The organism is Spiroplasma endosymbiont of Lonchoptera lutea (assembly GCF_964019715.1).
Classification (GTDB): Bacteria; Bacillota_I; Bacilli_A; order Mycoplasmatales; family Nriv7; genus Nriv7.
The window spans coordinates 53,825-66,550 of sequence record NZ_OZ026463.1 but is presented as its reverse complement, the minus strand read 5'-3'; the positions used below and the strand labels follow the sequence as shown (position 1 = coordinate 66,550).

At 24.6% G+C, this 12,726-nt stretch carries 17 protein-coding genes; 12 read left to right on the top strand and 5 right to left on the bottom strand.

The window, feature by feature from the left end:
- The first annotated feature begins 469 nt into the window (after window positions 1-469).
- From AACK97_RS00330 to AACK97_RS00280, 11 genes are all read left to right on the top strand, one after another.
- The gene (locus tag AACK97_RS00330) at window positions 470-796 is read left to right on the top strand and encodes a hypothetical protein (protein WP_338967874.1); all 327 of its coding nucleotides are present in this window, start codon (window positions 470-472) and stop codon (window positions 794-796) included.
- Between the two features lie 2 nt (window positions 797-798).
- Window positions 799-1,020, top strand: coding sequence for a hypothetical protein (locus AACK97_RS00325; RefSeq protein ID WP_338967872.1), 222 nt, complete (start codon window positions 799-801; stop codon window positions 1,018-1,020).
- A 164-nt stretch (window positions 1,021-1,184) separates the two neighbouring features.
- Window positions 1,185-1,415 (top strand): hypothetical protein, encoded by a 231-nt coding sequence (locus tag AACK97_RS00320; RefSeq protein ID WP_338966754.1) that lies wholly within the window; start codon window positions 1,185-1,187, stop codon window positions 1,413-1,415.
- Window positions 1,416-1,463: 48 nt separating this feature from the next.
- The gene (locus AACK97_RS00315; protein ID WP_338967870.1) at window positions 1,464-1,709 is read left to right on the top strand and encodes a hypothetical protein; all 246 of its coding nucleotides are present in this window, start codon (window positions 1,464-1,466) and stop codon (window positions 1,707-1,709) included.
- Window positions 1,710-1,733: 24 nt separating this feature from the next.
- Window positions 1,734-2,429: a hypothetical protein gene (locus AACK97_RS00310; protein WP_338967869.1), complete on the top strand. Its 696-nt coding sequence runs from the start codon at window positions 1,734-1,736 to the stop codon at window positions 2,427-2,429.
- A gap of 294 nt (window positions 2,430-2,723) precedes the next feature.
- Complete coding sequence (locus tag AACK97_RS00305; RefSeq protein WP_338966750.1) at window positions 2,724-3,044, top strand: hypothetical protein; 321 nt, start codon at window positions 2,724-2,726, stop codon at window positions 3,042-3,044.
- A 2-nt stretch (window positions 3,045-3,046) separates the two neighbouring features.
- Window positions 3,047-3,295, top strand: a complete 249-nt coding sequence (locus AACK97_RS00300; protein ID WP_338967867.1) for a hypothetical protein — start codon at window positions 3,047-3,049, stop codon at window positions 3,293-3,295.
- A gap of 161 nt (window positions 3,296-3,456) precedes the next feature.
- Window positions 3,457-4,401 (top strand): IS30 family transposase, encoded by a 945-nt coding sequence (locus tag AACK97_RS00295; protein WP_338966716.1) that lies wholly within the window; start codon window positions 3,457-3,459, stop codon window positions 4,399-4,401.
- On the top strand, window positions 4,402-4,791 hold the full coding sequence (locus tag AACK97_RS00290; RefSeq protein WP_338967866.1) for a hypothetical protein: 390 nt from the start codon (window positions 4,402-4,404) through the stop codon (window positions 4,789-4,791).
- A 278-nt stretch (window positions 4,792-5,069) separates the two neighbouring features.
- Window positions 5,070-5,675 (top strand): hypothetical protein, encoded by a 606-nt coding sequence (locus tag AACK97_RS00285; protein WP_338967864.1) that lies wholly within the window; start codon window positions 5,070-5,072, stop codon window positions 5,673-5,675.
- 50 nt (window positions 5,676-5,725) lie between these two features.
- Complete coding sequence (locus AACK97_RS00280; RefSeq protein WP_338967862.1) at window positions 5,726-6,670, top strand: IS30 family transposase; 945 nt, start codon at window positions 5,726-5,728, stop codon at window positions 6,668-6,670.
- Between the two features lie 461 nt (window positions 6,671-7,131).
- Here the strand turns inward: AACK97_RS00280 and AACK97_RS00275 are convergent, their stop codons facing one another.
- Window positions 7,132-7,497: a hypothetical protein gene (locus tag AACK97_RS00275; protein ID WP_338967861.1), complete on the bottom strand. Its 366-nt coding sequence runs from the start codon at window positions 7,495-7,497 to the stop codon at window positions 7,132-7,134.
- A 4-nt stretch (window positions 7,498-7,501) separates the two neighbouring features.
- Here AACK97_RS00275 and AACK97_RS00270 point away from each other — a divergent pair, with 4 nt between their 5' ends.
- Entirely contained in the window at window positions 7,502-8,608 is a 1,107-nt protein-coding gene (locus tag AACK97_RS00270; protein WP_338967860.1) for a hypothetical protein, read from the top strand.
- Window positions 8,609-9,205: 597 nt separating this feature from the next.
- On the opposite strand, the gene AACK97_RS00265 is transcribed toward AACK97_RS00270, so the two are convergent.
- From AACK97_RS00265 to AACK97_RS00250, 4 genes are all read right to left on the bottom strand, one after another.
- A complete protein-coding gene (locus AACK97_RS00265; RefSeq protein WP_338967744.1) occupies window positions 9,206-10,150 on the bottom strand; it encodes an IS30 family transposase in 945 nt (314 codons plus the stop codon).
- Window positions 10,151-10,313: 163 nt separating this feature from the next.
- Window positions 10,314-11,258 carry an IS30 family transposase gene (locus AACK97_RS00260; RefSeq protein WP_338966716.1) on the bottom strand — a complete coding sequence of 315 codons (945 nt, stop codon included), beginning with the start codon at window positions 11,256-11,258 and terminating at the stop codon, window positions 10,314-10,316.
- Between the two features lie 80 nt (window positions 11,259-11,338).
- Entirely contained in the window at window positions 11,339-11,506 is a 168-nt protein-coding gene (locus AACK97_RS00255) for a hypothetical protein (protein WP_338967859.1), read from the bottom strand.
- A 57-nt stretch (window positions 11,507-11,563) separates the two neighbouring features.
- Window positions 11,564-12,675 (bottom strand): IS3 family transposase gene (locus AACK97_RS00250; protein ID WP_338967858.1). Its coding sequence is split into 2 segments (ribosomal slippage): window positions 11,564-12,432 and window positions 12,432-12,675, totalling 1,113 coding nucleotides; the frame shifts between segments, so codons are not numbered across the junction.
- Between the last annotated feature and the right edge of the window lie 51 nt (window positions 12,676-12,726).

Genomic DNA, 12,726 nt, shown 5'->3' with positions numbered 1-12,726 from the left:
TAAGTATTAAGACAGTCAGCAATGATTGTCTTTTTATTTTATAAGATGTTAAAAATTTGTTCTTTGAAAATTAAATACAAGTGAGTTAATAATGTTGGTATGTATTAAAGCACGATAAATTGTGGGTGGTCGCCATAACCAAAAGAAGTTTACCAGTTAATAGATAACATCCTATTAGCTATAGCAATTTGTTTCGTTTTGCAATAAAAAAATGAATGGGTGGATTTCCTAAAAATATACACGCTATTAAATTAGTTCCAAGGGTAGGATGCGGATATTAAAGTGTAGAAATTTCTATATAGGGATATATTAAGTTTAAAATTATTAAAATCTTTGTCTAATTAAAAAAACAAAATTTACTAACAAAGCTTGTTAAACACTTAAATCTTCGATATATAAGTGTTTAAAAAACTAAGTTAACTAACTTAGTTAATATAACTTAGTTTATTCATAAGAAAGGTAATTTATTATGAAAAACATTGAAAACATTTTCTTAAATACTAAAAAATATCTTTTAAAAGAAACACAAAACGCAATGTTTATTAAAGCACCAAAAATTCCGTGATTTAATGAACAAATCGGCATTTGGTTTCCAAAGCGATTTGTTTATAAAGGAAAATATGAAAATTCTATTTGCATCGGAATAATAAAAGATAGTAAATATCAAGTAATTTCAGTTAATCAACAAAAGCAAGAAACCAAGTGAATTAAAGGACAAGAATTATTAAATTTCTTCATTGCCGAAAAAGAAAACAACAAAAAAGATACAAATTATAACTATTTTAAAGGAGTTTAAAAATGAATATTGCGATTGGAATAATATTTACTATTATTTGCATAATGTTATTAGCATATTTTGCTTATAAAATTTATGCCAAAATAAAAATGCGAATTAAATATAAAAATGCCATTAAAAATAATACTGGTAATTTTACAAAAGACGAAAAAGTATTTATTGCTCGCTTTGAAGAATGAGTTAAAGCTCCTAATTCAAAAGAAAATAACGCGGATAAAAAATAATGTTTTGAGAAATTATTATGGAATTCTTAAAACTGTTTGTTCCGATAGAAAAAATGCCTGCACAAGTTGCCTTTATTGCCGGATTAATTATTATCATTACTTTTCTTTTCGCATTAATTTCAATTATGTATTTACCAATAAAAATGATTTTTGGGAGATAAAAAATGACAATAAACTTAAAAGAATTTAATTGAGAACAAATTAAACAAACTTTCTGAGATTTATTTATTCAAATTACAACCATCCCCGCTCACATTACTGGTGGTAAAGAAATTAAATTAATAGAAGCACCACTTTGACTCTTAATAGCAAACATTGCTTTTTGATTTTTAACAGCGATTATGGTGTGATTTATTCTAATGTTACTTTGAAAAACCATATCAATATTTAGATAGAAGCGAAATTAATGTCAAGAAGTTACATTAAAGAAAGGGGGTGATTATATGATTGGAACTTTATTGACCGATGCACCAGTAACAGTAGAAAAAATAACAGCTAGTGACGCGATGACTAAATTATGAAATGCAATTATAACGGCTTTTACTAAAATGTGAGAAATTATTGCTGTTAATATGCCACAAGTTGGTAACTTCTTTGCTGACTATTGAATCTTCATTTTTCCATTTATTTTGGCAATATTCTTTATTTGCTTTAAAATGTTTGAAAAACTATTTGGAGCAGTACGCTAATAAAAAAATAAAGTGAGGTGCAAGATGAAATTTTGCAAATGAATAATAGAAAAAAATAACCATTTTATTGAATTAAATCGCACCTCATTTTTAATTTTATGACATTGAGGAGCAATTTGATATATTTACAACGGTTATTTTAAAAACATTGTGAGCTATTTATTTTTAGCGGGTTGTATTTTAATTTTCCTTTTTAAAATCGGTAATTTAACACAAATTAACAAAGTTATTAATTTCTTAAAAAACTCACCATTAAATATTGTTATTGGTTCATTAGGAACTGGAAAAACTGCTTTTCTAGTGTATGCCTCAAAATTACTAAAAAAGAAGAAATATCATATCGCATCAACCTTTCCATTACTAGAAACCCAAAAATTAAGTTTAGGACATATGGGATTATTAGACTTTGATTACCCGGTATTACCAGATAAAACCTTACTTTTGTGAGATGAAACCAATTTATTCTTAGAAGGAACTGATTGAGAAAAAAATAATACCAAAAACGAAGAAACCGGTATTCAAGAATATTTCGCTCTGGCACGACATTTTGGTCATATTGTGCTCGCTAGTGGTCAAAGAGACAAACATATATGAGTTAAAGTTCGTGATATTGCCAATAATGTGATTGTGGGCATTCGCAAAAAACCCGTTAATATTTTTCATCCCTACTTAAAAGTCATTTATGGTACCTTTACGAGCATTGAAGAATATGAACGCTAACGAAACACCTTAATTGATGCTAAAAATAGTAAAAAGGGTCGTCGCATTAAATATCGTGATATTCCTGAACTTGATATTTATTTTTTTAAACTAAAAATTCCTCTACCAATATTAAACACTTACAATTCTTTTTACCTAGCGTTTTTAAGAGATTACTTAAATTCAAAAGTAAATCCTGACTATGAAGATAAACACTATACTGACACAGCAATTGATTTAGAAGATTTAGAATACTTAAAAATGGATAAATTTAGCAAATTTTTAAGAAAAATGAAAGAAAAGGAATAATAAAAAATGGAAAATCTCGCAAAAATGGCCGACTTTCTAGCTCAAATGCTTTATAAAGTTTTTGACTTAATTTGAAGTTTAGAGGTGCCAGGAACGAATATTCAACTAATATTTCCTTTATTCTTAACGCTGGCTGTAGAATTTCTTATGGCAATTATTCTAGGTTTTGGTAGTCAACAAGTTAATTTAGAAAAACAACGCCAATATGCCATTAAAAATAGTGGTCGTTTAAGTGCGTGAGGAAAAGCTAAAAAACAAATACAACCAATAAATCCAAATAAAATTAATTGAAAACAAAGAAATAAAAAAACAAAACAAGGTAACTAACAATGTTTAAACTAATTATTATTTTTATCTTAATAACTGTTCTTGGACTTTTAGCTGGTAGTCATTTTGAAACTTTAACTAACTATATTAGCGAAGGCCTTACCAATTTCCAAAAATTTATTACTAGCAATTTAAAAATTTTAGAACTATTTAAACCAATGGCTCGGACATTTTCTCAACATCCAATCTTTACCATTCTTGGTGTTACTTGTGTACTTATTGCTTTATTTATTGTGATTAAAGGACGGTAAAAAATATGAAAGGAGAATTAAAATGAAAAAACTTTTAAGAAAATTATTTAAAAGCTGAATTATACTTGTAAGTGCAAGTAAATAAAATTGCAAAAGATTTCATATAAAAATTTCATGATGCTAAGTTTATTTTAGAAAAAGTAAATTTAAGGAGTTTTTATATGGGATACAAACATCTTGGCATAGATGAAAGAATTTATATTGAGAATCAATTGAAATTTAAAGTAAAAATTAGTGAAATAGCTAAAAATCTTAATCGAAGTATTAGTACTATTAATCGAGAAGTTAATAGAAATAAAGATAATAATCATTATTTTTCATTAATTGCACAAAATAAAGCAGAAAATAGAAAACAATTACATGTTTATTTTCATAAATTTAAAAATAGAGAATTAGTAAAATATGTACAACAAAAATTATTATTAGGTTGATCGCCTGAACAAATTTATGGCAGAATTAAAAATTTTCATCAAGAATGAATTATTAGTTTTAAAACAATTTACAATTGAATTTATTCTGGATTACTTGAAAAGGTTACTAGTAAAAATTTAAGAAGAAAAGGTAAGAAACGAAAATCTCAAGAAAATCGGGGTAAATTTAATGGTAAATCCATTAAAGAACGAAATGTTAATAATCGCATAACTCTTGGCCATTGAGAAGGTGATACTGTAGTATCATCACGAGGTAAAAGTAAATCATGTTTAATAACTTTAGTTGAAAGAACATCAAGATTTACTTTAGCAATATTAGTTGAAAATAGAACTACTAAAGTTATTAACAAAAATATTAGTCATTATTTATCAATTCTTCCAAATAATCTTGTTAAGACTATAACATTTGATAGGGGTAAAGAATTTGCTAATTGACAACAACTTGAAAAAAATTTAAATGTGAAAATTTATTTTGCTGATGCATATTCACCTTGACAAAGAGGTACTAATGAAAATACTAATGGTTTAATTAGAGAAAAATTTCCTAAAAAATTTAATTTTTCAAACACTACTAAAAATGCAGTTCATAAATTTATATTGTCTTTAAACCAAAGACCAAGAAAAATACTAAATTATCTTTCGCCAATCGAATATTTGGTTAGAAAAATAATTTAGTTGTACTTAACTTTACAATTTGGCAAAAAAGATAATTCAAAAGAAAAATTGCCGTTAAAATTAAGAATTAAAAATTCTTTTAAAAAACAGTGGTTAAAGGTAGCATTAAGTATCATTTTCATTTTTATAAGCTTATTAATTTGTGCATTAACAGCAATCGATACTAAATGAATAACCGGAACAAGTAAAGAATTTAATAAATTTATGAATGAAGAGATGGTTAAATTCTTTGGCAAATTTAATAGTGGCATTATGCTCGCAGGAATATTTATTTTCTGATGAGGTGGATCGATATATTTTGCACTTAAATTTGAAAAATTAATCCGCTTTATTATTCAGAAAATTAAAGCAAAAAGAGCCTTGAAAAATGAAATCAAACAAACTCATTAATTCTTTAAAAAAATATTGATGAATAATACTTAATTACATTATATTCATATCTTTAAGTATAGTTTTATTATTACATACAGATATTGAAAATTTGCAACAATTTATTAAAAATTTTGGAGCAATTGGTAAGTTAATGATTATAGGTTATTCATTAGTATGAGTAACCATAACAGAAATAGTAAACTGCTTAATTCGCTTTATATTAAAAAAGAAAAAAGATTAAAGCTAAAAGAATAATGAAAAACAAAATATTTTAAAAAGGAGTGATAAAAATGTTTATGAAAATATTTACAATGATAATTATTAGTTTCAATAACATTTTTACTGTTCCCCAAAACATTAATAATGACAAAGCAACATCGCAACTAATTAGAAATAAAAGACAAAGTGATAAAATTTATAACTTTGAAATTAGAAACTTAGAAAAAATAAGATTTTTAACAGAAAGGCAAGACCATGACCTTTTAAAAGTTGAGATAAGAACAGAAGAAAATATAAATGCAAATATAGATAAACAATTACCAAATTTAAAAAATGTAAAAATTTTTAGTTTAGAGTTTAATGCAGAGCTTGTAAATAACATAATTAAACAAAAAGACTTTCAAAAAATAACAAATACTTATGGAACAAAAATAGATACTTCGGGTTTAAATTTTTATACCTGAATGATTAATATACCCAATAAAACAATTAGAATTAAAGCACAAGGAACAGAATTACTAACTTTTGAACATGATGATACTAACAATTATAGATTAAATAAAACAAATAATTTTGAAGTTGAAATGAAAAAGATAGCACTGATATTGAATTACCAACAACAAACACCAAATTTGATGGCAACCATAACCTGAAATGTAAAATTAAAAAGGACACTTATATAAAAAACAAATTGTGTTAATTCTATAATTAAGAAAAGAAAGGAATTAGCACAATGTATAAGTATCTGACTATTGAATCAATAATAGCAATAAAAGAATATAAAAGTTATGGATTTTCTATTCGTAAAATAGCAAAAGCAATTGATTATAGTAAATCAACTGTACACAGAGTTTGTAAATTATTAAATCAAAACTTATTACCATTAGAAATATTGAATCAAGTTCAAAAAAATAAACAAAATGCAGGTAGAAAATTAATAATTTTAACTTTAACAGAAATTAATACTATCAATCATTTGTTAATTACTAAAAATTATGCTCTTGATATAATTGCTGATTTTTTAAAGAAAAATAAAATAAAAAATATTTCAACAAAAACTTTATATAACATGTTTAAAACAAATCGAATGGGTTTTGATGAAAAAAATTTATTGAGAAAAGGCAAAAATAAACCTCATAAACAAAAAGAAACTAGGGGCAGAATTAATAATTGTAAATCTATTCATGAAAGAAATTTAATCATTCCAAATATTAAAAATATACAAGAATTTGGCCATTTAAAGGGAGATACTATCGTTGGTAAAGATCATAAAAGTTCTATTATTACTTTAGCTGATATATGATCAAAAACCACAATTCCTTTGAAAACTAAAAATCATAAAGCAGAAAGTATTACACAAAGTATAATAAAATTTATTTCAAAATTAATACCAGGAACAATTAAAACTATTACTTTTGATCGTGGTAAAGAATTTAGTAAATGAAAATTAATTGAAAAAAATTGTAATGTTAAAATTTATTTTGCAGATGCCGGCAAACCTTGTCAAAGAGGTTTAAATGAGAACAATAATGGTATTTTAAGAAGATATTTACCAAAATCTACTGATTTATCTTCATATAAACAAAAAGACTTAAATTCTATAGCATTTCAAATTAATTCTACACCCAGAAAATCATTATCTTATAAAAGACCAATAGATTTAATACAATTATTTTAAAAAACTGTCCCATTTATATTTACAATTCAGGTTTCATAACCGCTTATATGTAAAAATAAGCCATAGAAATTGAGAAAAAATAAGGTCTGAGTATAATAAAAGAACAAGAACCTCTCTTTATAATTTTGTATATGCTTTATTAAAGAATGAATTTAAAAAAATAAATTCATCCGGAGATGATAGAAGTCGGGATGATTTTATTAATGAAGATATTGAAATTATTGCTAATGTTGTAAGTGATCATTTTTCAGATATTAATCAAGTTTTTCTAAATAAAAATAATAATTACGAGGGTTTAATTAATAAGAACAAATCGAAATAAATATTGAACAAATAATGATGATTTTTGAGGGGCCCATATAAACAAAGAAGATAATGGGGGAGAAGATTTAAATGATGCAATTGTTAATACACAATTAGGCGTATTAAAAAATAATGATGATGAAACAATTTTATATGTACTAAAAGAAAAAAAATCCCGATTTACTTATTGATAAATTAACAGTTTTTAAAAAAACCAATTCTTCGGCCACAATAAAAGTTACAGGTTCTTGAGGAGCAACAGAATACCAATCTTGAAGTTGAAAAAAAGTTACTTTTACAGTTAAACCACCGACAACAATAGTTCATAATAATAATTTAGAAAGAAAATCTTGATGACCATGAAGTTCAAATACGAACGATAAAATTATAGCTGTACCCGAAGTAGCCCAGAAAACTCCAAAGTGGTGTGGGCCCGCTGTTGCAGAAGCAGTTTTAAGAACTTTTCATTGAAATAATAATTTAAATATAGAAAATAATAATAATCTCCAACAAGATCTAGCCACCGCTATGGGAACAAATGATACTAACGGAACGCTTCTTGAAAATTTAGCAACTGTAATAAACAATTTTTTTGAAAGAAATTGACGTGATGATTTAAATATTGATGTCGAAGCTAATCCTCCACAATATTCTACAACAGCGATTCTTGCCACCGAAAAAAGGATGTCACTTTCTAGACAAGAAGAATTAAATTTTATTGAAACAATTAATAATATTATTCGTAATAGTTTAAATTTTGGCGTTCCGGTAATACTTAGATATTCAGGTAATCTTCCATCAAATCAAAGGTGCGAAAACGATAGCGATCATTATATTTTAATTAATGGTATTTCTGAGTCAACAGAAAATATTTTTGAAACAAGATATAATTACATGGATCCACAACATTGAAATTTAGATGGCACAAATTGAACAGGAAGTTTAAGAAGTGATTTGACAGCTAGAGACTTTGGTCATTTATTTTGAGGAGGAAATAACGCGGAAGGCGAAGAATTATATCAAGATAGTCATTTACTTTCTTATATACCAGCAGCTAATAACCAAAATGAAACAATGTTTTCTGACATTGATGATTTAGAACATAAATTTTCAATGATGACATTGGGTTTATGTTTATATAATTCAAAATTAAATAATAGAAACATAAGATCTGTAAACAATAATAAAATTTCAGCCTGTTCAGTAATTGATAAAAATAATCCTTATTATGATAAAAAAAATGATTTTTTTAAAATAAAATATCATGTAACGGGACATAATGGTCTTGAGATTAAATTATCTTTAAAAACTGCTCAAATTATTGAAAAAATTTATTTTGAAAAAAATGAATCTGAATTTAAAGAATATTTAGATAGTTTATTTAAAAAAATAAAATTATATAACGAGGGCTTTTCTGATCCGAGCAATACAGATTATAAATATCCGGCAGATGTTTTATATTGAGGATTTCCATTTTTTCATAAAGAAGTCATAGATTTAATTAGAAATGGAAATCCAGAAAATAAATCAATTTTTATTGAAACACGAAGAAAATATAATTGATTTGATTTAAGTTCTGATCAAATGAAAAAGGTTATTTATTCTAGCAAAAACAGTAAGTCTGTGTTTGATTAAACAAAACTGAAAAAATATTATTAATTTTAAAGAATAATTGATTTAATACTAGACTTCTTGCATAATCTATAAAAATTTAAATTTAATTAATCAAATTAAACTTTAAAATAAGTATTTTTCTAAAACCTAAAATAATTTACAATTAACTATGTTATGCAAGAAGTCTAGTAATTAAAATAACAAGTTAAAAAATAAGAAAAATATTCAAACCAGTAATTTTAATTAATTACTGGTTTTTAAAATCGTTTTGTCATTAATAATAATTTTAACAGTTTTTAAATTTAGTTATTAAATATTTAACCTTCAATTTTTGTTATTAGTTGTGTCCAATTGGGATTTTTTAATATTGTTACTTTTAGATTAACGATTTCCTTTTTTGAATATTACCGTTTTCAATTTCTTCATGCTTGATATTAAAGTTGAGTTTTGTAAGTTCATCAAGAATATTTTCGTTTTTTGCGTGGTAATTATCTATTATGCTATGTATTGTCTTTTCGTTAATTGGCGATATTGTATCAATTTTTATTCAGTTTGGCATGTTTATTGGTCATTGTTGTGTATGTATACCTGAATTGTAAATATAAATGGGACAGTTTTTTAAAATAATTGTATTAAATCTATTGGTCTTTTATAAGATAATGATTTTCTGGGTGTAGAATTAATTTGAAATGCTATAGAATTTAAGTCTTTTTGTTTATATGAAGATAAATCAGTAGATTTTGGTAAATATCTTCTTAAAATACCATTATTGTTCTCATTTAAACCTCTTTGACAAGGTTTTCCGGCATCTGCAAAATAAATTTTAACATTACAATTTTTTTCAATTAATTTTCATTTACTAAATTCTTTACCACGATCAAAAGTAATAGTTTTAATTGTTCCTGGTATTAATTTTGAAATAAATTTTATTATACTTTGTGTAATACTTTCTGCTTTATGATTTTTAGTTTTCAAAGGAATTGTGGTTTTTGATCATAGATCAGCTAAAGTAATAATAGAACTTTTATGATCTTTACCAACGATAGTATCTCCCTCTAAATGGCCAAATTCTTGTATATTTTTAATATTTGGAATGATTAAATTTCTTTCATGAATAGATTTACAATTATTAATTCTGCCCCTAGTTTCTTTTTGTTTATGAGGTTTATTTTTGCCTTTTCTCAATAAATTTTTTTCATCAAAACCCATTCGATTTGTTTTAAACATGTTATATAAAGTTTTTGTTGAAATATTTTTTATTTTATTTTTCTTTAAAAAATCAGCAATTATATCAAGAGCATAATTTTTAGTAATTAACAAATAATTGATAGTATTAATTTCTGTTAAAGTTAAAATTATTAATTTTCTACCTGCATTTTGTTTATTTTTTTGAACTTGATTCAATATTTCTAATGGTAATAAGTTTTGATTTAATAATTTACAAACTCTGTGTACAGTTGATTTACTATAATCAATTGCTTTTGCTATTTTACGAATAGAAAATCCATAACTTTTATATTCTTTTATTGCTATTATTGATTCAATAGTCAGATACTTATACATTGTGCTAATTCCTTTCTTTTCTTAATTATAGAATTAACACAATTTGTTTTTTATATAAGTGTCCTTTTTAATTTTACATTTCAGGATAAATCCCATTTTATATCAGTAGTAGGTTTTTTTCATCTATTTTTTACTAAGTGCCAAATTGTAAAGTTAAGTGCAACTAAATTATTTTTCTAACCAAATATTCGATTGGCGAAAGATAATTTAGTATTTTTCTTGGTCTTTGGTTTAAAGACAATATAAATTTATGAACTGCATTTTTAGTAGTGTTTGAAAAATTAAATTTTTTAGGAAATTTTTCTCTAATTAAACCATTAGTATTTTCATTAGTACCTCTTTGTCAAGGTGAATATGCATCAGCAAAATAAATTTTCACATTTAAATTTTTTTCAAGTTGTTGTCAATTAGCAAATTCTTTACCCCTATCAAATGTTATAGTCTTAACAAGATTATTTGGAAGAATTGATAAATAATGACTAATATTTTTGTTAATAACTTTAGTAGTTCTATTTTCAACTAATATTGCTAAAGTAAATCTTGATGTTCTTTCAACTAAAGTTATTAAACATGATTTACTTTTACCTCGTGATGATACTACAGTATCACCTTCTCAATGGCCAAGAGTTATACGATTATTAACATTTCGTTCTTTAATGGATTTACCATTAAATTTACCTCGATTTTCTTGAGATTTTCGTTTCTTACCTTTTCTTCTTAAATTTTTACTAGTAACCTTTTCAAGTAATCCAGAATAAATTCAATTGTAAATTGTTTTAAAACTAATAATTCATTCTTGATGAAAATTTTTAATTCTGCCATAAATTTGTTCAGGCGATCAACCTAATAATAATTTTTGTTGTACATATTTTACTAATTCTCTATTTTTAAATTTATGAAAATAAACATGTAATTGTTTTCTATTTTCTGCTTTATTTTGTGCAATTAATGAAAAATAATGATTATTATCTTTATTTCTATTAACTTCTCGATTAATAGTACTAATACTTCGATTAAGATTTTTAGCTATTTCACTAATTTTTACTTTAAATTTCAATTGATTCTCAATATAAATTCTTTCATCTATGCCAAGATGTTTGTATCCCATATAAAAACTCCTTAAATTTACTTTTTCTAAAATAAACTTAGCATCATGAAATTTTTATATGAAATCTTTTGCAATTTTATTTACTTGCACTTACAAGTATAATTCAGCAAGTAAACAAATCCTTTTTTTAAGTTTAATTCATAAGCTTCATTTTTATTAGATAATATTGTTTTATTTTCTTTTTTAGAACATCCAACTATTGGTAATGTTGTTAGTCCTAAAATAGCTATTATATTTAAAATTTTCATTATTTTAATTCCTTTATTACTTTATTTTTGGATTGGCAACCCTTTTTAGGACACTTTTTATGTAGACTGGTATTTTCTAAATTCAACGGGAGTTAAATAATTTAAACTGCCATGAATTCGAATATTGTTATATCAATTAACAAAATCAAATAGTTCGCATTTTAGTTGTGTTAAGTTTGCAAATTTTTTACCGTTAATAAATTCGGTTTTAAAGGTTTTGTAAGTTGCTTCAGCAACAGCATTATCATATGGGCATCCTTTGGAGCTTAATGATCTTTTAATTTTAAAGGTTATTAAAATTTCATCAATAATTTTATTTTTAAACTCATTACCACGATCAGTATGAAATAAAGTTATTTTATTTAATGGTCGTGTTATCTTGTGAAAAGCTTGTTGAACTAATTCAGCAGTTTTATTTGGTCCAGCACTATAGCCAATTACTTCGCGATTAAACAAGTCAATTAATAAACAAATATAATGTCATTTAGTGCCAACTTGAACATATGTTAAATCACTAACAACAACTTCATTTGGTTTTTTGTCATTAAATTGACGATTTAAAACATTATTAATTTCGTCATTATTAACTGTTTTTTTATGATTACAATATTTTAACTTGGTGTATTTAGAAACCAAATTATTTTTGATCATAATGAATCGGATTTTTCGTCGTGATAAAATGATATTTTTTCTTATTAAAACAGCTTTAATTTTACGAGCACCATAAATCTTGCGACTTTTATTAAATGCACTGATAACTTCTTGTTCATAATTATTAACATCAAACTTGGTGCATTTATTAGTTTGATAATAATATGTTGATTTTAGTAAACCTAAAATCTTACATATTTTCCTCACTGAATATTTATTTTTGTTGTTATTAATTATTGTTATTTTTTCCCGATTATCAGTGCTGCTTGCTTTAAAATGTCATTTTCCATTCGTAATTGTTGGTTTTCTTTTCGCAAGTAAATTAATTCATTTTCTTCGACAATGCGATTATCTTTTGCTTTAAATGACCCAGAATTATTATAATTTTTAATTCAACTATAAATAGTTGGTTTTGGTAAATTATATTCTTTCCCTAAATTAATAACACTTTTGTCATTTTTGTATAGCATTACAATTTGTTTTTTAAATTCTTCAGAGTATGAGGTTTTATTTCCCATTTTTATATTCCTTCTTTCTTAATAATTTTGAAGTCTATATAATTATGGTCC